We start from the raw sequence: 25,635 nt of genomic DNA on the forward strand, positions 1-25,635 counted from the left end.
GCCGGCCGGCCCTGCCAGCGGCCGCGAAGGCGGGCCGCTGGTTCCGGTCGCGGATTTTCGCGAAATCTCTGATTTCCGAAAAGAAAATCCGCGAGTGTCGACGGCCCCACGCGTCAGCGTCCGGGGCCGTTCGCATCAGGCTGCGCGGCGGCCGTCCTCTGCCAGGGCGGACAGGAAGCGCGTCACCTCGGCCGAGAGGTGGGCGGCCTCGCGGGCGAGTTCGTCGGCGGAGGCCAGCACCGCATCGGCCGAGCGGGTGGTTTCGTGGATGGCGCTCGCCACGTCGCCGACATTGTCCGACACCGTCTCGGTGCCGCGGGCGGCGGTCTGCACATTCTGGGTGATCTCGCGGGTTGCCGCGCCCTGCTGCTCGACGGCGCCGGCGATGGCCGCCGTGGTGCGGTCGATCTCCTGCAGCGTCACCGCAATCTCGCGAATGGTCCCAACCGCGCCCTTGGTCGACGTCTGGATGCCGGCGACCTGCTGGGCGATCTCGTCGGTGGCCTTGGCGGTCTGACCGGCCAGATTCTTCACTTCCTGGGCCACGACGGCAAAGCCGCGCCCGGCCTCGCCGGCGCGGGCAGCCTCGATGGTGGCGTTGAGCGCCAGCAGATTGGTCTGGGCGGCGATCGCCTGGATCAGATCGACCACGGCGCCGATGCGCTCGCCGGCCGAGGCCAACGCCTCGATCTGCTGCGCCGACGCCTCACTGGCCGCAGCGACACGCCGCACCGTATCGGCGGCGGTCGACACCTGGCGGGAAATCTCCTGGATCGAGGCGGAGAGCTCTTCCGTCGCCGCCGCCACGGTCTGCACGCCGGAGGCGGTGTCCTGCGAAGCCTGATCGACCGCGCCGACCCGGCTCGCGGCTTCGCCGGCGACGCCGGCCAGCGTGCGCGCGGTGGCCTGCATGGTGCCGGCGCTCGCCTCGACAACGCTCAGCACCCGCGCCATCGAACCCTGGAATTCCGTCACTGCGGCCTCGACATGGCGGGCGCGCAGGTCCTTGGCCTGCTGCTCGGCGGACGCTTCCCGCTCCAGCCGCGCGCGCTCGATGGCATTGTGCTTGAACACCTCCACCGCCTGGGCCATGCGGCCCATCTCGTCGGTGCGTTCGCGCGCGGGGATGTCGAGCGACGTGTCGCCGGCGGCGAGCCGCTGCATGGCGCTTGTGAGCGCCGATATCGGCCGGCCGACGCCGCGCACGATGGTCCAGATGCCGGCGCACACACCGGTCAGAACCAGCGCCAGCACGCCGCTCACCACCAGCAGGCGGGCCCGCATGTCGGCGGCGTTGCGCTCGAACAGGGCGTCGGCGCGGGCGGCATAGGTGGCGGCCAGCGCATCGACCGCCTTGTTGAAGGCCTGGCGGGTGGTCCGGTTGGCGTCGTTGTCGCCGATCTCGCGGGCGGCGGCGCTGCCGTGCTCGCGGCCGGCCTTGACCAGATCGGACCGCAGCCTGGCGAAGATCTCATACTGCTGCTTGAAGGTGGCGAAGGCCGCCCGGTCCTGCTCGGCGATGTCCGCCTCCCATTCGCCGACCACCTTGGCCATCTGGCCGAGATAGGATTCCAGCGACTTGGCGAAGCGATCGAGCTGCTCGGGACGGTCGGCCATGTAGACGCCGCGCGACTCCATCACCACCGCGAACACGAGACCGTTGATCTTCTCGATCCGCGCCGAATTCGAGCGCAAACCATCAAGTTCGGCGATCACGCGTTCGTCCTGATAATTGGCCCACAGGACGGCGCCCGACAGCGCCAGGGCGGCGAATGCCAGCGCGGCAAACAGCACCTGAAGACGAACGACGATGGATTGGGAAAACCGGCGCATGTCCCGCGAGCCTCTTTCACAGCCTCCGAAATCCAACCCTGACCGAACGACGCTACGTCATTCCGGCCGGGCGAACTCGGCATCATTGGTGGCGTGAAATTGACCCTTGCCGGCAAACAGTCTCTTACCCGGCCAGAAATACGCGCGCTGTTTCCGTTACTTCAAGAGGTTATCCAGGTCGAAAGGCCGTTGAATCGCTGACCTGAACAGAGGGTGCCCAGGCCGATCCCACCGCAAGGACTGCCGCGCCGGCCCGAGCGCTCCGGCGAGAGGCGGAGAATCATCGGGCTGTCCGGGTCATGCGCAGGGCGCCTGCCCTCTGTGTCGGCCCCGAAATCTTTGCCGAATCGACGTTCCTGGTGCATTTTTGTTCGGTTGCAGGGTGCCCGCAGCGAAGAGCGTGTGGCGGCCGTTGAAATGGCTTGTTCTCGCCGGCAGCCGCGCTACCCTTCCTGCGATCGGTTCCCGGCCGGCGAGCGGACAGAGGCGCCGTCGCCGCGGCCCCGTGGAGGCAATTCATGCTCGTTTCAATGCCGCGACGCCGCGTGCTCTTGGCAGCAACGGCGGCAGCCATGCTGGCGATGGTCCAGCCTTCCCCCGACGCCGCCGCCCAGACCGCGCCGGTGGTGCGCGGCCCGAGCGCGCCGGCCCTGATGCCGGCCGAGTCCAGCGGCGGGCCGACCGCCACCCAGCCCGCGGTGCGCGGGTCGGGCGCCCCGGCCCTGCTCGCCAAGCCGCCCGCGGCCCCGGCCGCCGCGGCGGAGCCCGCCCCGACCCTGGAGGCGGTGCCGGCGGCGAGCGCGGCGGTCAACTGCCCGGGCAACCCGAATGCGCTCGGCGTGTCGCGCACTGTCGAGATCGACACCACCGGCGGGCCGGGCTTCGGCTTCGAGCACTTCAAGGCCTATGACTTCCTGCGGCCCGGCGAGGTGGTGCTGACCTTCGACGACGGGCCGTGGCCGCGCAACACGCCGGCCGTGCTCGCCGCCCTCGCCAATCACTGCACCAAGGCGACCTTCTTCCCGATCGGCAAGCACGCCTCCTGGCATCCGGAAATCCTGCGGCAGGTGGCGGCGCAGGGCCACACCGTCGGCTCGCACACCTGGTCGCACGCCGACCTGAGCAAGAAGGCTGTCGACGGCAAGGCCGAGATCGAGAAGGGGGCGAGCGCGGTCAAGCTGGCGCTCGGCGGCGCGCCCGAGACGCCGTTCTTCCGCTTCCCGGCGCTGCGCCATCCGCCGGAGATGCTGGCCTATGTCGGCGAGCGCAACATGGCGGTGTTCTCGTGCGACGTCGACTCCTTCGACTTCAAGACCAAGAAGCCGGAGGCCATGGTTAAGACCGTGATGTCCAAGCTGCAGAAGACCGGCAAGGGCATCATCCTGATGCACGACTTCCAGGCGGTGACCGGCAAGGCCATGCCGATGCTGCTCGACGCCCTCAAGGCCGGCGGCTACCGGGTGGTGCACCTCACGGCCAAGGAGCAGCTCCAGACCCTGCCCGAGTACGACGCCGAAGTGGCCAAGGAGATCAAGGGGCCGGCCTCGGCCGGCGGCACCGGCAAGCCGACCTCCTCGGTGGTGCGGACGATCGACGGCTACTGATCGCCGGGCAGGCGGCCTGTTGGGACCGGGAGGCGCCGATGCCGGTCAAGCCGGTCGCGGCCATGACAAGCGGGCTGGGACGCTTTTCGGGCAGTCCCGGCCTCGACTACGAGATCGCCCAGGAGAAGGCCGCTTCGCTCGGCCGCATGGGGCGGCGGCTGGAGGCGGCGCTGGCGGCACTCGCTGCGTTCGATGCCGCCCCTCGCGATGCCGCCACCGCTGCCGGTCCGGACGGCAATGGTAGCCGGCCGGCGCTGGTCGCCGAGGCGGCCGAGGCGCTGTGGATGCTGGCGGTGCAGCGCGAGGCGGTGGGCCTGTGCAGCTTTTCCGCTTTGCTGCGCGACTATGCGGTGCCGGCCGAGGTCGCCGACCGCATGGGGCCGCGCGGGGCGTGATACGGTTTCCGGGTGATCCCTTCGCGATACCGGACACGGTCTCGCCACCCGATCCGTCCGTTGCGGCGCGGGAGCGATGACATGTCCGTGTCGGCCCCCCGACGAAGTACGGGGATGCCAAGCCCACCCGGCGGACCATAACAATAGATGGCCCCGCAACAAGTGGGGTGCGATAACTGACAAAACCAGAAGCGTACGGGAGGCACGGTCCGGTTCATGTCCACCTTGCTGGTGTCCAACCCCCTGTGCCTGAACCACATGACCCCGCTCGGCCACCCCGAGCGCGCCGACCGGCTGCGGGTGGTCGAGCGCATTCTGGAGCATGAGCGCTTCCAGGTGCTGGCCCGCGAGCAGGCGACGCCGGTCGACCTCGACATCGTCGCCCGCGTCCATCCGAGCCACTATCTCGATCGGCTGCAGGAGGCCTCGCCCGAGGAGGGCATGGTGCAGCTCGACAGCGACACCTCGATGTCGCCGGGCACGTGGCAGGCGGCGCGGCTGGCCGCCGGCGGCTCGGTGATCGCGGTCGACGAGGTGATGACGCGCAAGGTGAGCAACGCCTTCGTCGCCGTCCGCCCGCCCGGCCACCACGCCGAGAGCTTGAAGCCGATGGGCTTCTGCTTCATCAACAATTCCGCCGTCGCCGCCCGCTACGCCCAGTTCGCCCACGGCGCCGAGCGGGTGGCCATCGTCGATTTCGACGTCCACCACGGCAACGGCACCCAGGAGATCTTCTGGACCGACCCCTCGGTGATGTACTGCTCGACGCACGAGATGCCGCTCTATCCCGGCACCGGCGCCGCCAGCGAGACCGGCGTCGGCAACATCGTCAACGTGCCGCTGGCGGCCGGCGACGGCGGGCCCGAGTTCCGCTCGGCCTATGAGGGCATCATCTTCCCGCGGCTGAAGGCCTTCTCGCCCGACCTCGTGGTGATCTCGGCCGGGTTCGACGCGCATGTGCGCGACCCGCTGGCCAACATCAACCTGATCGAGGCCGATTTCGCCTGGGTGACCAAGCGGCTGATGGAGATCGCCGACCAGAGCTGCGGCGGCCGGCTGGTCTCCATCCTGGAGGGAGGCTACGACCTCGAAGGCCTCGCCCGCTCCACCGCCGCGCATGTCATGACCTTGATGGGGGCGTGACGGGAACTTGTTGCGATACTGAAGACTGTTACCATATGGCCTTGAGTGCGACCCACCGCGCGCCCCTCGAAGCGGTGTTTGCCGAGCCGGTGCGCGCCGGGATTGCGTGGCGCGACATCGAGGCGCTGTTCGTCGCGTGCGGTGCGCAGATCAGCGAAGGGCAGGGCTCACGGGTTCGCGTCGCTCTGAACGGCGTGCGTGCGGTGTTCCACCGGCCGCATCCTCGCAAGGACACCGACAAGGGAGCGGTGAAATCGGTGCGGCGCTTTCTGACAGAAGCAGAGATCCGGCCATGAGCGTGATGCGGCACGAAGGATATGAGGCGGCGGTCGAATACGACGAGGACGCCTCGATCTTCCACGGCGAGGTGCTGAACCTGCGCGATGTGATCACGTTTCAGGGGCGCTCGGTGGACGAGCTGAAGCAGGCGTTCGCAGATTCCGTCGAAGACTATCGGGCCTTCTGCCGGGCGCGCGGCGAGGAGCCGGAGAAGCCGTACTCCGGCCAGTTCTTGGTGCGCACCGAACCGAGCCTCCACCGCGCCGCGGCATCGGCCGCACGGCACGCCGGGGTCAGCTTGAACCGGTGGGTGACGGCGGCGCTGCAACGGGCGGTCGACTCCCGCTCATGATCGCGCGGCCGGCTGGTCTCCATCCTGGAGGGCGGCGACGACCTCGAAGGCCCCGCCCGCTCTACCGCCGCCCATGTCATGACGCTGATGGGGGCGTGACGATCGGTCCGTCGGGCGCAATAGCGCAAGCGTCTTGCGCCGAAGGCAGTCCGTAGGGCTGAAATAGCGAAGCGTCTTGCGCCGAAGGAGGCAGCGAGGCGCGGCGGCAGAAATGGCGGAATACGCTGCGCTATTCCGCCCTACGTTCACCGAAGACGATACCAAGATTTCGAAGATCGGAAGCTCGTAGGGCGCAATAGCGCGAGCGTATTGCGCCGAAGCATGAAGCGGCAACGAAAATCGCGGAATTTTCTTTCTCTATTCCGTCCGCCGCTCCCAAATCCCCGGCCCCATGCGAAGGGGCCGGCGCGGCGGCCGGCCCCCACCGGATGGAGCAATGTCCGCTCAGGCGTTCTCGTAGGCGCGCTCGCCATGGGTGGCGAGGTCGAGGCCGGCATATTCCTCCTCGGCGCCGACCCGCAGCGGCGTGACGAAGCCGAGCAGCCAGGCGATGACCACCGTCGCCAAGGCCGACCACACCAGCGTCACCAGCACCGCCAGCGCCTGCAGCCCCAGCATGCCGAACAGCTTGCCGTCGCTGGCGCCGGTGCCGCCGAAGGCGGTGAGCGCGAACACCGGCAGCAGGATCGAGCCCAGCATGCCGCCGCAGCCATGCACGGCGAAGACGTCGAGCGAATCGTCGATCTCGAGGCGGTGTTTGACGAACAGCGTCGCGGCGTAGCAGACGAGGCCGGCGGCGAAGCCCACCAGCATCGCCCCAGCCGGGCCGACGAAGCCGGCCATCGGCGTGATGGTGGCGAGGCCGGCGATGCAGCCGGTGGCGATGCCGATCGAGGTCGGCTTGCCGGCCTTCATCCATTCGGCGACGATCCAGGTCATGGCGCCGGCGGAGGCCGCGAGGTGGGTGGCGACGATCGCCGAGGCCGCGGCGCCGTCGGCGGCCAGCGCGCTGCCGCCATTGAAGCCGAACCAGCCGACCCACAGCATGCCGGCGCCGGTCATGGTAAGGCCGGGGCTGTGCGGCGGCGTCAGGCCGTGCGGGAAGCCGCGGCGGCGGCCGACCATGATGGCCAGCACCAGCGCCGAGACGCCGGCCGTGGTGTGGACGACGATGCCGCCGGCGAAATCGAGCGCGCCCATCGCCGCGAGCCAGCCGCCGCCCCACATCCAGTGCGCCACCGGCACATAGACGCCGAGCAGCCACAGCGCGCTGAAGGCGATGACGAAGGCGAAGTTCACCCGCTCGGCAAAGGCGCCGACGATCAGCGCCGGGGTGATGACGGCAAACGTCATCTGGAACAGCGCGAAGGCGGTCTCCGGCAGCGGCGTGGTGCCGAAGGTGCCCGAGGCGCCGGCCAGGAACATGCGGTGAAGGCCACCGATCAGCGCGCCGTCGCCGTCGAAGGCGAGGCTGTAGCCCACCGCCACCCACAGCAGCGACACGACGCAGCAGATCGCGAAGCACTGCATCATGATCGAGAGCAGGTTCTTGGCGTGGAGCAGCCCGCCATAGAACAGCGCCAGCCCCGGCAGCGTCATGAACAGCACGAGCACCGACGAGGTGAGGATCCAGGCGACATGGCCGGCTGCGTCGCCCGACTCGGCGAAGGCCGGCCCGGCGGCGAAGACGCCGGCAAGCGCGAGCGCGGCGGTGAAGCCAAGGCGATGACGGAGGATTGATGTTTTTGTGGGCATTCCGCCCACAACTTCACCGGCACCCGCCTCCGCAGAAGGCGTCGCCGTGTGGTATCTGGCGTAAAGCGCTGACAAGACTGGCATCCTTTGTTCATCTGGGAGGCAGATGAACGCTTCGTATGCAAGAAGCCGGCCGCGCTTACGCCTACCGATTGGGCAATTTTGACCATGCGGTGACCGTTGCCGCTTTCCGCGCCACCGGCTATCACTCGCCCCTTCCGCAGCTTGGGCGCCCGACCTGACGGCGTCAGGCGGACGATCCGAAGCCCTTGAGTTGTCGCATTTTCTCTCGCAAAAGCGGGTCCCACTTTTGCGGAAAATGCTCCGAGGAGGCGCCCGTGACCGCAGCCGCCAATGCCGATGTCGCCGCCCTGTCGTTCGAGAAGGCGCTGGACGAACTGGAAAAGATCGTCGGCCGGCTGGAGCGCGGCGATGTGCCGCTGGAGGAATCGATCGCCATCTACGAGCGCGGCGAGGCGCTGAAGGCCCGCTGCGGCCAGCTGCTCGCCGAGGCCGAGGCGCGCATCGAGCGCATCACCCTCAGCGCCGACGGCAAGCCCACCGGCACCGCGCCGCTCGATCCGGAGTGAGGGCCGGGCGTGATGACGCCCAATTTGACGCCCTCCATGCGTCGGGTCCGTGTCCGGTGTGGGCCTGCCCGCATTGCGCCCGCCCCTCCGGACCGCTAAGTCTCCCGCGCCGAACCGGCTTGGTCCGCTTGTGGTTTCTGGTGTCCCCGTGTCGAAAACCCCTTTGCTCGATCGTATCCGCACTCCGGCCGACCTGCGTCAGTTGACCGAAGATCAACTGCCCGAGCTCGCCCGCGAACTCCGCGAGGAGATGATCGAGGTGGTCTCGCAGACCGGCGGCCATCTCGGCGCCGGGCTCGGCGTGGTCGAGCTCACCGTGGCGCTGCACTATGTGTTCGACACGCCCTACGACAAGCTGATCTGGGACGTCGGCCATCAGGCCTATCCCCACAAGATGCTGACCGGCCGGCGCGACCGGCTGCCGACGCTGCGCCAGGGCGGGGGCCTGTCCGGCTTCACCAAGCGTTCGGAGAGCGCCTACGACCCGTTCGGCGCCGGCCACACCTCGACCTCCGTGTCGGCGGCGCTCGGCTTCGCGGTGGCGCGCGACCTCAAGGGCGAGGCCAACAACGTCATCGCGGTGATCGGCGACGGCTCGATGTCCGGCGGCATGGCCTATGAAGCGCTCAACAATGCCGGCGCCATGGATTCGCGCCTGATCGTGGTGCTGAACGACAACGACATGTCGATCTCGCCCTCGGTCGGCGCCATGTCGTCCTATCTGTCGCGGCTGCTGTCGGGCAAGACCTACCTGTCGCTGCGCGACATCGGCAAGCAGCTGTCGCGCCGCTTCGGCCGCACCATCGACCGCACCATCACCCGCGCGGTGGAGCATGCCCGCGGCTTCCTGATGGGGGGCACGCTCTTCGAGGAGCTGGGCTTCTATTATGTCGGGCCGATCAACGGCCACGACCTCGACCACATCCTGCCGGTGCTGAAGAATGTGCGCGATGCCGGCGTCGGCCCGGTGCTGCTGCACGTGGTGACGCAGAAGGGCAAGGGCTACGGGCCGGCGGAATCCTCGGCCGACAAGTATCACGGCGTGGTCAAGTTCGACATCGCCACCGGCTCCCAGGCCAAGTCCAAGCCGGCCGCGCCCTCCTACACCAAGGTGTTCGCCGAGGCGCTGATCAAGGAGGCCGACCGCGATCCCAAGATCGTGGCGATCACCGCCGCCATGCCGAGCGGCACCGGGCTCGATCTGTTCGCCAAGGCGCATCCCAAGCGCTGCTTCGATGTCGGCATCGCCGAGCAGCACGCGGTGACCTTCGCCGCCGGCATGGCCGCCGACGGCATGAAGCCGTTCTGCGCCATCTATTCCACCTTCCTGCAGCGCGCCTACGATCAGGTGGTCCACGACGTCGCCATCCAGAAGCTGCCGGTGCGCTTCGCCATCGACCGCGCGGGGCTGGTCGGCGCCGACGGCGCCACCCATGCCGGCGCGTTCGACGTCGCCTATATGGGCGTGCTGCCAGGCATGGTGGTGATGGCCCCGGCCGACGAGGCCGAGCTCGTCCACATGGTCGCCACCGCCGCTGCCCATGACGACGGGCCGAGCGCGGTGCGCTATCCGCGCGCCGACGGCCTCGGCATTCCGCTGCCCGAGGCCGGGATGCCGCTTCCGATCGGCAAGGGCCGGATCGTGCGCGAGGGCACCAAGATCGCGCTGCTGTCGCTTGGCGCGCGCCTCGGCGAATGCCTCGCCGCGGCCGAGGAGCTGGAGCGCTACGGCCTCTCCACCACGGTCGCCGACGCCCGCTTCGCCAAGCCGCTCGACCACGAGCTGGTGCGCCAACTCGCCCTCAACCACGAGGTGCTGCTGACGGTCGAGGAAGGCGCAATCGGCGGCTTCGGCTCGTTCGTGCTGCACGCGCTGGCCGACGACAGCCTGCTCGACGGCTCGCTGCGGGTGCGGGCGCTGACGCTGCCCGACGCCTTCCAGGACCACGACACCATCGAGCGCCAGTACGCCCAGGCCGGGCTCGACGCCCGCAGCATCGTCGCCAAGGTGTTCGAGGTGCTGGGCCGCGACCTCACGGACGCCGCCCGCCGGGCGTGATCCATCCGCCTCGTCGTCCCGGACGCCGCGCAGCGGCGAGCCGGGACCGTCCCGAGGCTTCGTGCCTGTCCTGATGACGGTCCCGGGTCGCGCAGCTTCGCTGCTTCCCCGGGACGACGTTTCGTCACTTCATCTGCTTCGACCAGAACACCGCCAAGAGCGCCGCGAATTGCCGGCCGAGCCCGGCGCGGGTGTCCGACACCACGTCGAGGAACTCCGACAGCGGCTGCGAGCGGCGCAGCACCACATAGGTGAGCAGCGTGGTGCTGGTGAGCACCAGGAAGAAGACCGAAAGCTGGAACGCGGTGGGCTGGTCGGCCATGGCGAACAGGTTCATGCCGAGGAAGCCGGTCGACACCGTGCCGAGGATCGACAGCATGGTCACCACCGTCAGCCGCACGATGGTCGCCGACTGGCGGCGCAGCATGTCGGAATCGAGATAGTGGCTCATGTCGCCGATCTCGTCGCGCAGGCCGGCATAGAGGCTCTTCAGCGTCAGGTGCTCCGACCACAGGCGGAACAGGTCGCGCACCATCGCCTGATCCGACACCTCCGAGAACCAGTAGCGGTGCGAGAAGCGCAGGAACACCTCCTGCATCTCGCGGATGTCGCGGCGGAACGCCCGCACCGTCTCGGGCATGTGGATGTCGAGCCGGGTGATGATGCTGACCAGCCGGTCGGCCATCATCAGCAGCGCGGCGCGGTGGAAATGGGCGATCAGGCCGACCAGGAAAATCTGGTGGCGGAACTGGGCCAGGAAGCCGCGGTCGGGATCGGTGTAGACGCTCTGGCCGGCATCGCCGATCGCCACCAGCGTGTGGCCGGTGCAGATGATGCGGGTATCCACCCAGTCGCCGCTGCGGGCGGGGTCGTGGTAGCGGTCGTAGCAGTAACGCGTCTCGAAATCGCGCAGGAAGCTCTCGGAATAGGGCAGGCCGGTGCGGTTGAAGGCCGGCACCACCAGCCCGAGCCGCACATAATCGGCGCGGGTCAGGCGGCTTGGAGCGTCGACCGCCAGATAGACCATCATCGGCATGCGGTAGTGCTCGAGCTGGCGGTAGCGCAGCGGCCCGGCCGGCTCGGCGTGGTTCAGCCGCAGCGGCTCAAGCAGGAACTCCCAATGGGCGGCGATGGCCGGGGCGATCGACCGACACACCGAGGCGGTGAACTTGGCGCGGTCCTCGTAGTCGGAGGCCGCCAGCACACGGCCCTCGGCGCCGAGCCATTCCACCTTGGCCGGGCAGTTGGTGCCCTCGCCGCCGGCACCCCAGCCGGAGGGGTAGGCGCGGCCGAAGCGGTGGATGAGATCCTGGGCGGCGACCAGCGGAATGTCGTTACCGTGCATCTCGAACACCAGCATGACGACATCGACGTCGAAGAAGAAATAGAGGTCGACGTGGGCGATCTGCAGCGTCAGCGGCACCGCCCCGGCCGTGAGCGTCACCCGCACCTCGCGGATGTCGTCGCGGCGGTAGATCTTGATCGGCGAGTCGCCATAGGACAGGCGCCCGGTGCGCGCGGCGCGCTCGCCATAGAGGAAGCGCTGGGCATGCGGCAGGAAAGTCACGAACTCGCGGTAGTGCCGCTCCTGGAAGGCGGCGGGATCGTCCGGAAACTCGTCGGTGAGCGCCTGCCAGAGCGGCGCGGCCGCGCCGTTCGCGCCAGCGCCCTGGAGCGTCTCCAGAAGCTCCCAATGGGTGCGGACCTTCGCGTCCTCCTTCAGCGGCATCAGCTGCAGCGGCCAGATCAGGATCTGGCGGAACTGACGCACGATCGGCGGGCCGGACTCCGCCGCGGTTACGGTCGTCTGCGCCATGGGCGGCCCCCCTGCCCGTCCCGCATTCGGGATGATTGCGAAGCTTCAGCAAATTCTGGAGCGTCCGCCAATCCGATGGAACCGGGCGGACGCTCCAGACGTCCGCGTGGTCGCATTCTCTACCGCAAAACCGGTTCCCACTTTTGCGGAGAATGCTCCTGGGCCTTTTCCACCGCGCGGGTGGCGGCGTGATGACGGGCAAACCCCGCCGCCGCGCCGATGTCGTGCTGGTGGAGCGCGGCCTGTTCGACAGCCGCGCCCGCGCCCGCGCCGCCATCGAGGCCGGGCTGGTCCGCGCCGACGGCGTGGTGCTGGCGCGCCCCTCCGACACCATCGCGCCCGATGCCGAGATCATCGCCGCGGCGCCGCACCCGTGGGTGTCGCGCGGCGGGGTCAAGCTCGCCCACGCGCTCGACGCCTTCGCCATCGATCCCCGCGGCCTCGTCTGCCTCGATCTCGGCGCCTCGACCGGCGGCTTCACCGATGTCCTGCTCGCCCGCGGCGCGGCGCGCGTCCACGCCGTCGATGTCGGCCACGGCCAGCTTCACCCCAAGATCGCCGCCGACCCGCGCGTCGTCTCCCACGAGGGCGTGGATGCGCGCGAGGTCACGCTCGAGCGTCTCGGCGCGCCGCCCGCTCTCATCGTCATCGACGTCGCCTTCATCGCGCTCACGCTGGTGCTGCCGGCGGCAACATCGGTGGCGGGGCCGGGCACGCGGCTGGCGGCGCTGATCAAGCCGCAGTTCGAGGCCGGCCGCGAGCGGGTGAAGAAAGGCGTGGTGCGCGAGCCGGCAATCCATGCCGAGGTGTGCGACAAGGTGGCGGATGCCGCGCGCGCGCTGGGCTGGACGGTCGAGGGCGTCATCCCCTCGCCGATCGAAGGCGGCGACGGCAACCGCGAATTCCTGATGGCCGCACAGTTCCTGGCGCACACATGACCACAGAAACCTTTACCATCGCCTCCCTCGGCCATCGCGGCGACGGCTGCGCCGAGACCGCCGCCGGGCCGCTCTACGTACCCTTCACCCTGCCCGGCGAGGTGGTGGAGGTGAGCCCAGTGCCGGGCAAGGACCGCGCCGAGCTGGTTGCCGTGCTCCAGCCCAGCGCCGACCGCGTGGCGCCGCCCTGCCCGCATTTCGGGGTGTGCGGCGGCTGCGCGCTGCAGCACGTGGCCGAGCCGGCCTATCGCGCGTTCAAGCGGCACCTCGTGGTCTCGGCGCTGGCCGATGCCGGCCTCGAGGCGGAGGTTGAAGACCTCGTGCCGGCGCACGGGCGCGGCCGGCGGCGCGCCACCTTCCACGCCCGTCACACCACCCACGACGTGCTGGCGGTCGGCTTCATGGCGGCGCGCGCCCACCGCGTGGTGCCGATCTCGGCCTGCCCGATTCTCGACCCGGCGCTCGATCGGGCGCTCAAGGCATGCTGGGCGCTGGCCGAGGCCCTGGTGTTCACCGACAAGCCGCTCGACCTGCAGGTCACCGCCACCGAGGGCGGCCTCGACATCGACATTCGCGGCGCCGGGCCGATCGCCGAGCGCCGCCGGCAGGATCTGGTGCGCCTCGCCGACGAGCAGGATCTCGCCCGCCTGACGCTGCACGGCGAGCTGATCGTTCGACGCCGGCCGCCGGTGGTGGTCATCGGCCGCGCCTCCGTCGAGCTGCCGCCGGGCGCCTTCCTGCAGGCGACCGCGGCGGCCGAGACGACGCTGGCGGCGCTGGTGAGCGAGATGATCGGCAAGCTGCCGGCCAAGGCCGGCGTGCTCGACCTGTTCGCCGGCGTCGGCACCTTCGCGCTGCGGCTGGCCGAAACCGTGCGGGTCTCCGCCATCGACGGCGATGCGGCGGCGATCGCCGCGCTCCAGGCCGCCGCGCGCGCCACGCAGGGGCTGAAGCCGGTCGCCGCCGAGGCGCGCGACCTGTTCCGCCGACCGCTGATCGAGCGCGAACTGGATGGTTTCCGCGCCGTGGTGTTCGACCCGCCGCGCCAGGGCGCCGAGGCGCAGGCCAAGCGGCTGGCGGCGAGCCGCGTGCCGGCGATCGTCGCGGTGTCGTGCAACCCCTCCACCTTCGCCCGCGACGCGGCGCTATTGGTGGCGGCCGGCTACCGGCTGGTGCGCGTGGTGCCGGTCGACCAGTTCCTCTATTCGCCGCATGTCGAGGTGGTGGCGCGGTTCGAGCGGTAGCCGTCAATTGTGCATGCGCTCGCGCCACATCCGCTCGCCGATGGCGCAGTCGACCCGCGGCGCGGACATCGAGGCCCGGATCACCGGCGGCATGGCCGGCGAGATGCCTGCGACCTCCATCACCAGCTTGCGGCGGATCGCCTCGGCGAACTGCTCGGGCGCGCGCACCGGCACGACGAAGGCGCCGGGACCGCCGATGACGCAGTCCTCGTAATAGAGGTCGAGGTCGGCGACATCCATCATCGCCGCGTTCGGCCGCTTGAGCTGCAGCGGCAGGCCGTTGATGACGATGCCGTCCTTCAGCACGCGGTCGCGGGCGCTGGTGACCGGCTCGCCCTGATTGTTGGCGCCATCGCCGGAAATGTCGATCACCCGGCGCAGGCCGCGATAGCCGTTGCCGTCGAACATCAGCTCGGCATAGGCGATGGCGCCGGAGATCGAGGTGCGGAAGGCGCGCCGGAGCGGGATCCGCGTGATCTTCTCCGCAATGTCCCGGGCGCTCTGCGGCCCGTCGAGCAGGGACCAGTCGAGCACCGTCTGCTGCTCGAACGCGCCGGCCCATTCGACATAGGCGATGGCGATGCGGCCGCTGGGGCCAGCCTTCACCGCGTCGAGAAACTCGCCGGACACCAGCGCCTGGGCATAGCCGTCGCGCTGGAGGCGCTGCTCGTCCTCGTCCATCGAATAGGAGATATCGACGGCGAGGATCAGCTCGACATCCACCGCGATCTCGACATCGGCGCGCGCCGGCACCGCCAACAGGGCGCCGAGCGCGGCCAGGGCGAGAAGCGGCGGCCACGGACGACGGGGGTTCGTCACGACCGGCCTCCAGCGAGACGCGGAGGAGCCGCGTCCCCGCCAGTGTGGCGGCAAGCCGTGCCGCCGTCAGGCGGTCCGGCGATCACGAATTCGCGCGGACAGGGCCGGGATGCGAATGACGGTGCAGCGGTTCAGGCTTCGTCGCCGTCGCGCGGCGGCTCACCACCGGTGCGGTTCATGAAGCGATCGAATGCAGCCCGGTCGCCGCGCGCCGCCCGCTCGGCAAAATAGTCGGCGGTTTTAAGCGCAGCGACTTTCTCGGCCACCGCCGAGACGATGAACTGGTTGAGCGTCGTGCCATCGGCGCGCGCGATCTCGGCGGCGATCGCCTTCAGCGAAGCCGGCAGGCGCAAAGCGTAATTGCTCGAGGCCATGTCAGGTCTCCTCTCGCAGGCGGGCGAGGACAGTGCCCGGACGGGCGATTTCCATACCGAACTCCGACGCTGCGGCGCCGAAATCGGCGACATTGAACGTCGCAATCATGGTTGCCCGGCCGTTCACTGCTGTCTCCAAAACCATATCGTCGTCCGGATCGCGCAATCGAGGCCGCCACAGAAAGAAGATCTCGACAGGCTCAATCCAACCGGCAAGCACGTCGAGAGTATTCCTGATATCTGCCTCGGTTGCGCCCGCAGCAATCAGATGCTCGCTCCGAGTGGCAACGGCTTCGTATTCGGCGAATAAGGCCACGCTGGCGAGCAATGTCAGCCGCCCTGTCACCGCCCGGCGCAGCAGCTCCGCCGACGCCCCGTGCGGACTTCGGATCGCAGCGACAAATGCGCTGGTATCCAGGACAACTCGCATATCATATACAATATGATGAACAGGTGTCTCCTGCAACCACTGCGGCAAGTCGATCCCGCCGTCTCGCCTCACACCAGCTCGGTGGCCAGGATCTCGATGTCGAAACCGGCGACGCCGACATAGGTGCGCGACTTGGAGGCCAGGAGGCGGATCGACACCAGCCCGAGATCCTTGAGGATCTGCGCCCCCAGGCCGATCTCGCGCCACTGCTCCTCGCGCTTGCGGGCGGATTCGGACTCCTCCGTCCCGCTTGGCGCCAGCGTCTCGTGCGGCACGCCGGCCGTGCCCTCGCGCAGATACACCAGCACGCCGCGGCCGAGCCTGGCGATACGCTCCAGCGCCCGGTCGAGCGAGCGGTCGGCGCCGAACACGTCGCGCAGGATCTGCTCGCGGTGCAGCCGCACCAGCACGTCGCGGCCGTCGCCGATGTCGCCGAACACCAGCGCCAGATGCTCGACATTGTCGAATGGCGTCCAGTAGCTGAAGCCGGTGGCGCGGCCATGGGCGGTCTCGACCGGGAACTCGGCCATGCGGCGCACAAGCTTGTCGCGGCGCTGGCGCCAGGCGATCAGGTCGGCCACCGCGAGGCGGGTGAGGCCGTGGCGCTCGGCGAATGCCTTGATCTCGTCGCCGCGCATCACCGTGCCGTCGTCGTTCATCAATTCGCCGATGACGCCGACCGGCGGCAGGCCGGCGAGCCGGCACAGATCGACCGCCGCCTCGGTGTGGCCCGAGCGCATCAGCACGCCGCCCTCGCGGGCGATCAGCGGGAAGATGTGGCCGGGCCGCACGAAATCGCCGGCGCCCATATTGCCGTTGGCGAGCGCGCGCACGGTGGTGGCGCGCTCCTCGGCCGAGATGCCGGTGGTGACGCCGTGGCGGGCGTCGATCGAGACGGTGAAGGCGGTGCCGAGCGGGGCGTCGTTGCGCGCCACCATCGGCTCCAGATTCAGCCGCCGGGCGTCGGCGGCGGTGAGCGGCGCGCAGACGATGCCCGAGGTATGGCGGATGATGAAGGCCATCTTCTCCGGCGTGCACTGCGAAGCGGCGACGATGAGGTCGCCCTCGTTCTCGCGGTCGTCATCGTCGGTGACCACGACGATCGCCCCGGTGCGGAACGCATCGATCGCGGTACGCACCCGCTCCTGGCTGTCGGTCATGGCGGCCTCCCCCTCCAGTCGAACGCGGCTCATCCGGTCTGTCCTCTATGTCGCAGATAATGGTCGGCGAGCACGGCCGCCATCATCGCCTCGCCCACCGGGACGGCACGGATGCCGACGCAGGGGTCGTGCCGTCCCTTGGTGAGGATTTCGGTGTCATTGCCGTCGCGGTCGATGGTGCGGCGCGGCGTCAGGATCGACGAGGTCGGCTTGACCGCGAAGCGCACCACCACCGGCTGGCCGGTGGAAATGCCGCCGAGAATGCCGCCGGCATTGTTGGACAGGAACTGCGGCGCGCCGTCACGGCCCATGCGCATCTCGTCGGCGTTGTCCTCGCCGGTAAGCGCCGCCGCCGCGAAGCCGGCGCCGATCTCGACGCCCTTGACCGCGTTGATGCTCATCATCGCGCTGGCGATGTCGGAATCGAGCTTGCCGTAGAGCGGCGCGCCGAGGCCGACCGGAACGCCCTCCGCCACCACCTCGACGATGGCGCCGATCGAGGAGCCGGCACTGCGGATGCCGTCGAGATAGGCCTCCCAGCGCTGGGCGGTCTCGGCGTCCGGGCAGAAGAACGGGTTCTTGGCCGTCTCCTCCCAGTCCCAGCGGGCGCGGTCGATGGCGTGCGGGCCGACCTGGATCAGCGCACCGCGAATGGTGACGAACGGCACCACCTTGCGCGCCACCGCCCCGGCCGCGACGCGGCAGGCGGTCTCGCGCGCCGAGGAGCGGCCGCCGCCGCGCGGATCGCGGATGCCGTATTTGGCGTCATAGGTGAAGTCGGCGTGGCCCGGCCGGTACTTCAGCGCGATGTCGGAATAGTCCTTCGAGCGCTGGTCGACATTCTCGATCATCAGCGCGATCGGCGTGCCGGTGGTGCGCTCGATGCCGTCGGCCGGGTCGACATAGGTGCCGGACAGGATCCTCACCGTGTCGGGCTCGCGCCGCTGGGTGGTGAAGCGGCTCTGGCCGGGGCGGCGGCGGTCGAGGTCGGCCTGGATGTCGGCGGCCGAGAGCGCGATGCGCGGCGGACAGCCGTCGATGACGCAGCCGATCGCCGGCCCGTGGCTCTCGCCGAAGGTGGTGACGCGGAACAGATGGCCGTAGGTGTTGAAGGACATTCGCGAAATGCCGGGGCTTCATACGGTTTCCGGTTGATCCCTTCGGGATACCGGGAACGGTCTCGCCGAAAACCCCTTGTTCGATAACGGGGTTTTCGGTGATCGGACTACGAAACTCCGGCCTGATCGGCCGGATTTCGTATCAGGGCATCCACCAGTCGGGCTGTGTCCGACCGGCGCGCCGGCCCTTTTGATACGGTTTCCGGCCCGCACGGCCGGACAGCGACATCCCTCTATAGAGCACTGCCGGGGCGGTGGAAACCGGCGCGCTGGGGTCCTTGGTCCAAGGTACTACCTTTGGTCCGAGGCCCTTCCTTGGTCCAAGGTCCTACCAGGGAACGCCGAGGCTCGCGGCCGCGGCGGCGGCCAGCTCGTCCAGCCGGTCGGTGGTGGGGCGGGCGGCGAGCTGCTCCCGGTCGACCCAGGCGATCTCGGGCGCCTCGGCGCTCGGCGCCGGCTCGCCGGCCGCCCATTCGGCGGCGAAGCAGGCGACCACCAGATGGCGGGCGACTCGGCCGTCCGGATCGCGGTGGATGATCTCGGCATGGCCGATCAAGGCGCAAAGCCGGATCTCGCAGCCGATCTCCTCGCGCACCTCGCGGCGGACGGCCTCGTGCAGCGTCTCGCCCACTTCCACGCCGCCGCCAGGCAGGCTCCACAGCCCTGCCATCGGGGCGCGGCCGCGGCGCGCCACCAGCATGCGGCCGTTGCGGAAGATCGCCGCGCTGGCGCCCAGCACGGGCGCTGCCGGATAATAACGGGAGACGCTCACCGCGCGGGCGGATCGGCGAACAGGGCGTCCACCCCGTCCTGGGTCTCGCGGGTGGAGGCAGCCTCCTGCAGCGGCTTGCCGTGGATCACGGCGCTCGCCTCCGACAAATATTCCTTGAGGTCGGCCAGCGCCGCCTCGACCAGCGCCCGCGCCTCGTCCTCCGCCGGGCCGGCGGCCAGCGCCGCCCGCGCCTGGACGATGATGTCGGTCATGGTGGCGCCGATCTCGTTCAGCCGGTGGCGCAGCACCGCCGGCGCCCGGTGATAGGCCTCTATCGCGAGATCGCGCGCCTTGAAGCTGGAGCGGGAGAAGTGCTGCACATAGTCCGCCGGCTCCCAGTGCGCGAGTTCCTCGGCGCAGCCGGGATCGTCGGGCACCAGTTCGAGCAGCATGATCGCTTCGTTGAAGCGGTTCAGATAGTCGGTGGCGAGCCCGGTCTCGGGGTGGAGATTGGCCGCCCTCAGGCGCTCCGGATCGAGCCGCGGCGCGGAGGCATCCGTGTGGTTTGGCTCAGCCAGGGTCATCGGTCGGACTGGTGTGTGGTCGAAACTGACCGGCGATCATCGGCCTGATCGTTAAACATCCGGATAATGCGCGGCGGCGCGACAATCCAGCGGCTGTCTTTCACACGGTTTCCGGTTGATCCCTTCGGGATACCGGAAACGGACTCGCCGAAAACCCCAGGTCCTCAAGAGAGTCTCGATACCGGGATTTTCGGCGATCGGAATACGGTTCTCCGGCTCGATCAGCCGGAAACCGTATCACAAGACCTTGCCCGGATTGAGCAGGCCGTCCGGGTCGAGCGCGCGCTTGATGGCGCGCATCAGATCGAGCTCCACCGGATCCTTGATGCCGGGCAACAGCCCCCGCTTCAGCCGGCCGATGCCGTGCTCGGCCGAGATCGAGCCGCCGTGGCGCATCACGATGGCGTGGACGAGGGCGTTCACCTCCTCCCAGCGGGCGAGATAGGCGGCGGTGTCGGCGCCCGGCGGCTGGGTGATGTTGAAATGGATGTTGCCGTCGCCGAGATGGCCGAACGGCACCGGACGCGCCGCCGGCATGAGATCGGCGACGGCCGCCGTCGCCTCGGCCAGGAAGGCCGGCACGGCGGTGAGCGGCACCGAGACGTCGTGCTTGATGGAGCCGCCCTCCGGCTTCTGGGCGGCGGGGATCGATTCGCGCAGGCGCCACAGCCCGGCGCGGGCATCGAGGCTCGCGGCAACCACCGCATCCGCGATCAGGCCGCGCTCCAGCGCCTCGGCCAGCAAGTCCTCGATTCGGCCTCGCAGCTCCGCCCCGCCGTGCGAGGACACCTCCAGCAGCACGTACCAGGGATGCGTCCCGGCCAGCGGATCGCGCGTACCCGGAATATGGGCGAGCACGAAATCGAGGCAGATGCGGGCCATCAGCTCGAAGCTGGTGACGGTGCCGCCGGCCCGCGCCTGGGCGAGGCCGAGCAGCGCCAGGGCATCGGCCGGCGAGTCGAGGCCGATCAGCGCCGTCTCGACGGCGGTCGGCGCCGGAAAGAGCTTGAGGACGGCGGCGGTGATGATGCCGAGCGTGCCCTCGGCGCCGATGAACAGATGGCGCAGGTCGTAGCCGGTATTGTCCTTGCGCAGCTTGCGCAGGCCCCGCCACACGCGGCCGTCGGCCAGCACCACCTCCAGCCCGAGAACGAGGTCGCGGGCATTGCCGTAGGCGATGACCTGGGTGCCGCCGGCATTGGTGGCGAGGTTGCCGCCGATCGTCGCCGTGCCCTCGGCGGCGAGCGACAGCGGAAACAGCCGGCCGGCCTCGGCCGCCGCATCCTGCGCCCGCTTCAGCGTCACGCCGGCCTCGCAGGTCATGGTCGCCGATTCGAGGTCGAGTTCGCGAATGCGGTCGAGGCGCAGCGTCGACAGCACGAGCTCGTGGCCGGTATCGTCGGGGATCTGGCCGCCGACGAGGCCGGTATTGCCGCCCTGCGGCACGATCGCCGTGCCGGTCTCGTGGCACAACCGCACCACGGCGGCGACCTCATCGGTCGAGCCCGGCCGCACCACCGCCAGCGCCCGCCCGGCATAGAGGCCGCGGCTCTCGGTCAGATAGGACGCGGTGTCGTCGGGCGAGACCAGGACGTGCCGCGGCCCAACCAAAGCGGCGAGGCGGTCGAGAAGGGCGGCGGGCAGGCGGCTGTCGGGCGAGACGGTCATGCTCCCAGCTTAGCGGCGCGGTGGACACTGGCGCCATAGCCGGTCCCGATGACGGCACCGTCATCCGCCACCGGACAGAGGGGGCGGGCAGCCCGGAGCGGCGGATCAGCCGCCGCTGCGGACCTTGTCGTTCTCCGCCTTCGGCTTGGCCGGGATCTGCAGGCCGTTCTTCAGCTTGGCCTCGATCTTCACCAGATCGTCAGGCTCGGGCTTCAGGTCGCGGGCGTGGCTCCACTGGAACAGGGCTTCCAGCTTGCGGCCCACCATCCAATAGGCGTCGCCGAGGTGGTCATTGATCACCGGATCGTCCGGCTTCAGCTCGATGGCGCGCTCCAGCTCGTCGACCGCCTCCTCGAAGCGGCCGAGCCGATAGTGCGCCCAGCCCAGGCTGTCGACGATGTAGCCGTCGTCCGGCCGAAGCTGCACGGCGCGGCGGATCATCTCGATGCCCTGTTCGAGATTGACGCCCTGGTCGACCCACGAATAGCCGAGATAGTTCAGCACGTGCGGCTGATCGGGGTAGAGTTCCAGCGCCTTCTTGAAATCGGCCTCGGCCTTCGGCCAGTCCTTGAAGCGCTCGTAGCAGATGCCGCGAAAATAATAGATCATCCAGTTGCGACGCTCGGGCTTCTCCAGGCTGTCGATGCCCTGGGTGTAGACCTTGGCCGCCTCCTCGAACTGCTTGCGCCCACGCAGCACGTTGCCGAGCGCGATCACCGCGTCGAGATCCTCGGGATCGTCCTTCACCAGCGCCTCGAGATGCTCGCGCGCCTCGTCGGTGCGGTCGAGCTGGTCGAGATTGAGCCCAAGCTGGATCTCGGCATTGCGCTTCAGCGGCGACGATTCGGGGACGCGTTCATAGACCTCGATCGCCAGTTCCGGCTTCTTCAGCGTTTCGAACAGGTCGGCCAGCGACAAGAGCGCCAGCGGATGCTGCGGCGTGAGATAGAGCGCGAACTGCAGATAGATCAGCCCGAGATCCTCGCCGCCCTGGCGGGCGAGCGCGGCCCCGAGGCCATAGAGCACCTCGGACGCCCCCTCCTGGGCCGAGCGCACCGGCGGCGGCAGGCTCTTGCCCTTCTCCAGCGTCTCCATCGCCTCGACCACTAGCGGGTGCTTGGGCAGCAGCTTGTCGAACCCGCGATAGACGTCGAGCGCCACCTCGCGCTGGCCGTTGCGCGAGGCCCAGCGGCCATAGGCATCCACCACCCGCAATTCGGTCGGGCTGGTCTTGTAGGCGCGCTCCAGCCGCTTGCCGGCCTCCTTCTTCTGGCCGGCGAGATCGAGAATCAGCCCGGCGTGCAGATCGCGGAAGGTGGCGTACCATTCCGGCCCCTGCAGCCGGTCGAGCAGCTCGATCGCGCTCTTGATGTCGCCGGCGCCATAGGCGGTCCAGGCGGCGAGCAGCGTCGCGGTGAGGTCGGCGATCGGCGTGCGCACCGACTGGGCGAGTTGGGCGCGCGCCGTCTGGTACTGCTTGGCCTTGATGGCGCGTACCGCGATGGCGAGGCGGGCGATGCGGTGCTGGCGGTCCAGTTGCACCAGCCGCTCGGCAAGGTTGGCGGCGTCGTTGATGTCGCCCTGGGCGAGCATCACCAGGAAGGCGCGCTCGACGACCTCGGGGCTTTTCGAATCGACCTTCAGCGCAGCCTTGAAATAATCGGTCGCGGCAGCATTGTCGCGCAGCGTCCCGGCAAGGCGGCCGGCGAGATAGGCGCCGGACAGCGACACGAATTCGGTACCGCCACCCTGGGCCATCTGCGGGCGAGCCATCGCTGCCTCCCCCGCAACCGACGACAGGACCAGGGCAGCGACCACCAAACGGCCAAGTTTCGTCAAGGAGGAATCCTCTGTTGCCGGACAGTCCGGCCAGTTGCGCGGAGAATGGACGCTTTCCCCGGCGCCGGCAAGGTTGCGGCCCGTCGCAGTAAAAGACTCTTGAACCCGCCGCAAAATTGCGGTTCATCGGGCGCCCGTATGCCATACATCGACCGCGCCCCAGCCAAAATCAATCTCACGTTGCACGTCGCCGGACGCCGCAGCGACGGCTGGCATATGCTTGAAAGCCTCGTGGTGTTCGCCGGATTCGGCGACACGCTGACGCTGGAGCCGGACGGGCCGCTGGCGCTCGACGTCGCCGGGCCGACCGCCGCCAAGGCCGGCCCGCAGGACGACAATCTGGTGCTGAAGGCGGCGCGCGCGCTCGCCGCCGAGGTCCCAGGCCTGACCGCCGGCCGGTTCGTGCTGACCAAGCGGCTGCCGGTTGCGGCCGGGCTCGGCGGCGGCTCGGCCGACGCAGCCGCCGCGCTGCGGCTTCTCGCCCGCGCCAACGGGCTGGCGCCGCACGATCGGCGGCTCTACGCCGCCGCCTGCGCCACCGGCGCGGACGTGCCGGTCTGCCTGTCCCACTGCGCCCGCATCATGCGCGGAACCGGCCATGACCTCGGCCCGCCGCTGGCCCTGCCGCCGCTGCCGGCGGTGCTGGTCAATCCCGGCGTGCCGGTGGCAACCGTGGGGGTGTTCCGGGCGCTCGCCATCCCGCCCGGAACCGACATCGGCTCGGACCATCCCGCCGAGGACCGCATTCCCGGCTCGCGCGAGGCGCTGATCGCCGCGCTGACCGGGCTGCGCAACGACCTTGAGCCGCCGGCGCGGGCGCTGGCGCCGGAGGTCGGCACGGCGATCGAGGCGGTGGCGGCGACCGCCGGGGTGCGGCTGGTGCGGATGTCGGGCTCCGGCGCCACGGTGTTCGGCCTCTACGCCACGCCGCGCGATGCCTCGCGGGCGGCAGCAAAGCTGCGGGCCGCCCATCCCGGCTGGTGGGCGCGGGCGACCCTGCTGCGCTGACCCGGAACAATTTCGGAAAAGCTGGAAGCCGCCCTGCGCGGACTGCGCCGGGGCGCCCGTCCCTGGCCGTGGATGAACGGCGACGGGGCCATTCATCGACTCCAGCACCAGACACTGGCTGCAACCGGGCGCCAGAACGACAATGGCCGGGACGAGGCCCGGCCATTGCGGAATTGTGCGTCCGACGTATGCGGCGCGCTCAGTGCACCTTGGCGACCGGCTCGTTCTCCGGCAGCTGCTGGGTGCCGCCGCCGCAGGCCATGATCTTCTCGGCCGGCGGCACGACGATGTCGTCCATCTGCTCGGTCGAGCCGCCGCAGGCGCGCATCTCGGCCACCGCCGCCGCGGTGGTCGCGGCCGCGGTGTCCTGCTTGCGCTTGGGCGCGCTCTTCCAGTCGGCCGACTGCTGGGCGATCGGCGCATCCGCCAGCTTGCGCGAGTTGTCGAACTCGAACTTGAGGAACTTCTTCGACAGCGGACCCCAATAGCCGCGCTTGCCGAGGTCGTAGAACTTGCGCTCGAACGCGCTCTTGAGGAACGCCTTGAGGCAGCCGACGAGGTAGCTGCGCCGCAGCGGGTCGCGCTCCCACATGTAGCCGAACAGCGCCTTGTTCATGTAGAACCGGCGATAGTTCTTCATCACCAGATCGAGCAACTCGGCGCGGTCGAGCGCCTTCGAGCGCATGATCGGCGTGACGAAGTTGTACTTCTCGAAGTCGAACACCTCGACCTTGTCGCCCATCTCCTTGAACAGGTCGGAGAACGGCCAGGGCGTGTACATCGACCAGTTGGCCATATCCGGGTTCCAGTCCCGGACCATGCGGTAGGTCTCCTCCAGCGTCTCGGCGGTCTCGTTCTCGAGACCGACGATGAACTGGGCCTCGGTGACGATGCCGGCGTTGCGCAGGAGGTCGATCGCCCGCTTGTTCTGGCCGACCGTGGTCTCCTTGTTGAAGATGTCGAGGTTGAGCTGCGCGGCCGCTTCCGTACCGAGCGAGATGTGGACGAGGCCGGCCTTGCGGTAGAACGGCAGCAGTTCCTCGTCGCGCATGATGTCGGTGACGCGGGTGTTGATGCCCCACTGCACCGGCAGATTGCGCTTGATCATCTCCTCGCAGAATTCGATGAACTTCTTCTTGTTGATGGTGGGCTCTTCGTCAGCCAGGATGAAGAAGCCGACCTTGTACTTGGTGACCAGCTCCTCGATCTCGTCGACCACCTTCTTGGGGTCGCGGACGCGGTAGTCACGCCAGAACTTCCATTGCGAGCAGAAGCTGCAGGTGAACGGGCAGCCGCGCGCGAGATTGGGGGTGGCGACGCGGGTGCCGGTCGGGATGTAGATGTACTTGTTCCAGTCCAGGATGCCCCAGTCGGCGACGATGGTGTCGACGTCGCGGATCGGCGGCTCGGCCTGGGTGGCGATCACCTTGGTGCCGTCGGCATAGGCGATGCCGGCGACCTGACCGCGGCAGTCGGGCCAGCGGCCTTCGTCGACCGCCCGGGCGAGGTTCAGCATCACCGCTTCGCCCTCGCCGCGCACCACGGCGTCGATCCAGGGCGCCTCCATCAGCACCTGCTGGTACATGAAGGTGCCGTGGATGCCGCCGAGCACGGTGACCACCTTCGGGTTCACCTCCTTGGCGATCTGCAGCACGCGCTCGGCCTTGTAGATCGCCGGCGTGATGGCGGTGGTGCCGACGATGTCCGCCCCCGACGCCGTAAGCTGCGCGCGCAGCTCGTCGTCCGTCAGATTATCGGTCATCGCATCGATGAAGCGGATGTCCGAATAGCCGTTGGCCTTCAGGTAGCCGGCCAGATAGGCGACCCAGGCCGGCGACCATTTGCCGGCAATCTCGGCGCCGCCGGAGTGATAGTTGGGATGGACGAGCACAATCCGCATGCGAGCCTCCGCGGG

At 69.2% G+C, this 25,635-nt stretch carries 23 protein-coding genes; 10 read left to right on the forward strand and 13 right to left on the reverse strand.

Going from position 1 to position 25,635, the window contains the following annotated elements; genetic code table 11:
• Positions 1-135: 135 nt before the first annotated feature.
• Positions 136-1,833: a methyl-accepting chemotaxis protein gene (locus BLTE_RS18700; protein ID WP_126400922.1), complete on the reverse strand. Its 1,698-nt coding sequence runs from the start codon at positions 1,831-1,833 to the stop codon at positions 136-138.
• 653 nt (positions 1,834-2,486) lie between these two features.
• Between BLTE_RS18700 and BLTE_RS12060 the strand changes: the two genes are divergently transcribed.
• The 5 genes from BLTE_RS12060 (at position 2,487) to BLTE_RS12080 (ending at position 5,606) form a co-directional block, all read left to right on the forward strand.
• On the forward strand, positions 2,487-3,437 hold the full coding sequence (locus BLTE_RS12060) for a polysaccharide deacetylase family protein (RefSeq protein ID WP_425290301.1): 951 nt from the start codon (positions 2,487-2,489) through the stop codon (positions 3,435-3,437).
• A gap of 38 nt (positions 3,438-3,475) precedes the next feature.
• Positions 3,476-3,832 carry a DUF6665 family protein gene (locus BLTE_RS12065; protein WP_342211491.1) on the forward strand — a complete coding sequence of 119 codons (357 nt, stop codon included), beginning with the start codon at positions 3,476-3,478 and terminating at the stop codon, positions 3,830-3,832.
• A 216-nt stretch (positions 3,833-4,048) separates the two neighbouring features.
• Entirely contained in the window at positions 4,049-4,975 is a 927-nt protein-coding gene (locus tag BLTE_RS12070; protein ID WP_126400924.1) for a histone deacetylase family protein, read from the forward strand.
• 35 nt (positions 4,976-5,010) lie between these two features.
• Positions 5,011-5,271, forward strand: coding sequence for a type II toxin-antitoxin system HicA family toxin (locus BLTE_RS12075; protein WP_126400926.1), 261 nt, complete (start codon positions 5,011-5,013; stop codon positions 5,269-5,271).
• Positions 5,268-5,606: a type II toxin-antitoxin system HicB family antitoxin gene (locus tag BLTE_RS12080; protein ID WP_126400928.1), complete on the forward strand. Its 339-nt coding sequence runs from the start codon at positions 5,268-5,270 to the stop codon at positions 5,604-5,606. The genes BLTE_RS12075 and BLTE_RS12080 overlap by 4 nt, the downstream gene beginning before the upstream one ends.
• A 444-nt stretch (positions 5,607-6,050) precedes the next feature.
• Here the strand turns inward: BLTE_RS12080 and BLTE_RS12085 are convergent, their stop codons facing one another.
• Entirely contained in the window at positions 6,051-7,361 is a 1,311-nt protein-coding gene (locus BLTE_RS12085; protein WP_126400930.1) for an ammonium transporter, read from the reverse strand.
• 338 nt (positions 7,362-7,699) lie between these two features.
• On the opposite strand from BLTE_RS12085, the gene BLTE_RS12090 reads away from it, so the two are divergent.
• Both BLTE_RS12090 and dxs read left to right on the forward strand, forming a co-directional pair.
• Positions 7,700-7,951: an exodeoxyribonuclease VII small subunit gene (locus BLTE_RS12090; protein WP_126400932.1), complete on the forward strand. Its 252-nt coding sequence runs from the start codon at positions 7,700-7,702 to the stop codon at positions 7,949-7,951.
• Between the two features lie 148 nt (positions 7,952-8,099).
• The gene (gene dxs, locus BLTE_RS12095; RefSeq protein ID WP_162499894.1) at positions 8,100-10,010 is read left to right on the forward strand and encodes a 1-deoxy-D-xylulose-5-phosphate synthase; all 1,911 of its coding nucleotides are present in this window, start codon (positions 8,100-8,102) and stop codon (positions 10,008-10,010) included.
• A 124-nt stretch (positions 10,011-10,134) separates the two neighbouring features.
• On the opposite strand, the gene BLTE_RS12100 is transcribed toward dxs, so the two are convergent.
• A complete protein-coding gene (locus BLTE_RS12100) occupies positions 10,135-11,826 on the reverse strand; it encodes a magnesium transporter CorA family protein (protein WP_126400936.1) in 1,692 nt (563 codons plus the stop codon).
• Between the two features lie 191 nt (positions 11,827-12,017).
• Here BLTE_RS12100 and BLTE_RS12105 point away from each other — a divergent pair, with 191 nt between their 5' ends.
• Positions 12,018-12,764 (forward strand): TlyA family RNA methyltransferase, encoded by a 747-nt coding sequence (locus BLTE_RS12105; RefSeq protein WP_126400938.1) that lies wholly within the window; start codon positions 12,018-12,020, stop codon positions 12,762-12,764.
• Positions 12,761-14,008, forward strand: a complete 1,248-nt coding sequence (locus BLTE_RS12110; RefSeq protein WP_126400940.1) for a class I SAM-dependent RNA methyltransferase — start codon at positions 12,761-12,763, stop codon at positions 14,006-14,008. Before BLTE_RS12105 ends, BLTE_RS12110 begins: the two co-directional genes overlap by 4 nt.
• 3 nt (positions 14,009-14,011) lie before the next feature.
• Here BLTE_RS12110 and BLTE_RS12115 read toward each other — a convergent pair whose 3' ends face one another.
• The 9 genes from BLTE_RS12115 to BLTE_RS12155 form a co-directional block, all read right to left on the reverse strand.
• Positions 14,012-14,827, reverse strand: coding sequence for a DUF1194 domain-containing protein (locus tag BLTE_RS12115; RefSeq protein ID WP_244599977.1), 816 nt, complete (start codon positions 14,825-14,827; stop codon positions 14,012-14,014).
• A 131-nt stretch (positions 14,828-14,958) separates the two neighbouring features.
• Positions 14,959-15,201, reverse strand: coding sequence for a toxin-antitoxin system HicB family antitoxin (locus tag BLTE_RS12120; RefSeq protein ID WP_126400942.1), 243 nt, complete (start codon positions 15,199-15,201; stop codon positions 14,959-14,961).
• Between the two features lies 1 nt (position 15,202).
• Positions 15,203-15,679: a putative toxin-antitoxin system toxin component, PIN family gene (locus tag BLTE_RS12125; RefSeq protein WP_244599978.1), complete on the reverse strand. Its 477-nt coding sequence runs from the start codon at positions 15,677-15,679 to the stop codon at positions 15,203-15,205.
• Between the two features lie 20 nt (positions 15,680-15,699).
• The gene (gene ribB, locus BLTE_RS12130; protein WP_425290274.1) at positions 15,700-16,824 is read right to left on the reverse strand and encodes a 3,4-dihydroxy-2-butanone-4-phosphate synthase; all 1,125 of its coding nucleotides are present in this window, start codon (positions 16,822-16,824) and stop codon (positions 15,700-15,702) included.
• Entirely contained in the window at positions 16,821-17,909 is a 1,089-nt protein-coding gene (gene aroC / locus BLTE_RS12135; protein WP_126400944.1) for a chorismate synthase, read from the reverse strand. The genes ribB and aroC overlap by 4 nt, the downstream gene beginning before the upstream one ends.
• A 328-nt stretch (positions 17,910-18,237) precedes the next feature.
• A complete protein-coding gene (locus tag BLTE_RS12140; RefSeq protein ID WP_244599979.1) occupies positions 18,238-18,681 on the reverse strand; it encodes an NUDIX hydrolase in 444 nt (147 codons plus the stop codon).
• A complete protein-coding gene (locus BLTE_RS12145; protein ID WP_126400946.1) occupies positions 18,678-19,205 on the reverse strand; it encodes a hypothetical protein in 528 nt (175 codons plus the stop codon). The genes BLTE_RS12140 and BLTE_RS12145 overlap by 4 nt, the downstream gene beginning before the upstream one ends.
• Before the next feature lie 237 nt (positions 19,206-19,442).
• Positions 19,443-20,873, reverse strand: coding sequence for an FAD-binding oxidoreductase (locus BLTE_RS12150; RefSeq protein WP_126400948.1), 1,431 nt, complete (start codon positions 20,871-20,873; stop codon positions 19,443-19,445).
• Positions 20,874-20,978: 105 nt separating this feature from the next.
• Positions 20,979-22,646, reverse strand: a complete 1,668-nt coding sequence (locus BLTE_RS12155; protein WP_126400950.1) for a tetratricopeptide repeat protein — start codon at positions 22,644-22,646, stop codon at positions 20,979-20,981.
• Positions 22,647-22,850: 204 nt separating this feature from the next.
• Here BLTE_RS12155 and BLTE_RS12160 point away from each other — a divergent pair, with 204 nt between their 5' ends.
• Positions 22,851-23,720: a 4-(cytidine 5'-diphospho)-2-C-methyl-D-erythritol kinase gene (locus tag BLTE_RS12160; RefSeq protein ID WP_126400952.1), complete on the forward strand. Its 870-nt coding sequence runs from the start codon at positions 22,851-22,853 to the stop codon at positions 23,718-23,720.
• Positions 23,721-23,919: 199 nt separating this feature from the next.
• Here BLTE_RS12160 and bchE read toward each other — a convergent pair whose 3' ends face one another.
• Entirely contained in the window at positions 23,920-25,620 is a 1,701-nt protein-coding gene (gene bchE, locus BLTE_RS12165) for a magnesium-protoporphyrin IX monomethyl ester anaerobic oxidative cyclase (protein ID WP_126400954.1), read from the reverse strand.
• Between the last annotated feature and the right edge of the window lie 15 nt (positions 25,621-25,635).

It is taken from the genome of Blastochloris tepida, assembly GCF_003966715.1.
GTDB lineage: Bacteria > Pseudomonadota > Alphaproteobacteria > Rhizobiales > Xanthobacteraceae > Blastochloris > Blastochloris tepida.

Coding starts and splice junctions, on each gene's coding strand:
- BLTE_RS12060 (WP_425290301.1), top strand. CDS start 2,487: ATGCCGGCCGAGTCCAGCGGCGGGCCGACCGCCACCCAGCCCGCGGTG.
- ribB (WP_425290274.1), bottom strand. CDS start 16,824: ATGAGCCGCGTTCGACTGGAGGGGGAGGCCGCCATGACCGACAGCCAG.
- BLTE_RS12100 (WP_126400936.1), bottom strand. CDS start 11,826: ATGGCGCAGACGACCGTAACCGCGGCGGAGTCCGGCCCGCCGATCGTG.
- aroC (WP_126400944.1), bottom strand. CDS start 17,909: ATGTCCTTCAACACCTACGGCCATCTGTTCCGCGTCACCACCTTCGGC.
- BLTE_RS12160 (WP_126400952.1), top strand. CDS start 22,851: ATGCCATACATCGACCGCGCCCCAGCCAAAATCAATCTCACGTTGCAC.
- BLTE_RS12105 (WP_126400938.1), top strand. CDS start 12,018: ATGACGGGCAAACCCCGCCGCCGCGCCGATGTCGTGCTGGTGGAGCGC.
- BLTE_RS12150 (WP_126400948.1), bottom strand. CDS start 20,873: ATGACCGTCTCGCCCGACAGCCGCCTGCCCGCCGCCCTTCTCGACCGC.
- BLTE_RS12085 (WP_126400930.1), bottom strand. CDS start 7,361: ATGCCCACAAAAACATCAATCCTCCGTCATCGCCTTGGCTTCACCGCC.
- BLTE_RS12075 (WP_126400926.1), top strand. CDS start 5,011: ATGGCCTTGAGTGCGACCCACCGCGCGCCCCTCGAAGCGGTGTTTGCC.
- bchE (WP_126400954.1), bottom strand. CDS start 25,620: ATGCGGATTGTGCTCGTCCATCCCAACTATCACTCCGGCGGCGCCGAG.
- BLTE_RS12120 (WP_126400942.1), bottom strand. CDS start 15,201: ATGGCCTCGAGCAATTACGCTTTGCGCCTGCCGGCTTCGCTGAAGGCG.
- BLTE_RS12145 (WP_126400946.1), bottom strand. CDS start 19,205: ATGACCCTGGCTGAGCCAAACCACACGGATGCCTCCGCGCCGCGGCTC.
- BLTE_RS12155 (WP_126400950.1), bottom strand. CDS start 22,646: ATGGCTCGCCCGCAGATGGCCCAGGGTGGCGGTACCGAATTCGTGTCG.
- BLTE_RS18700 (WP_126400922.1), bottom strand. CDS start 1,833: ATGCGCCGGTTTTCCCAATCCATCGTCGTTCGTCTTCAGGTGCTGTTT.
- BLTE_RS12065 (WP_342211491.1), top strand. CDS start 3,476: ATGCCGGTCAAGCCGGTCGCGGCCATGACAAGCGGGCTGGGACGCTTT.
- BLTE_RS12080 (WP_126400928.1), top strand. CDS start 5,268: ATGAGCGTGATGCGGCACGAAGGATATGAGGCGGCGGTCGAATACGAC.
- BLTE_RS12110 (WP_126400940.1), top strand. CDS start 12,761: ATGACCACAGAAACCTTTACCATCGCCTCCCTCGGCCATCGCGGCGAC.
- BLTE_RS12070 (WP_126400924.1), top strand. CDS start 4,049: ATGTCCACCTTGCTGGTGTCCAACCCCCTGTGCCTGAACCACATGACC.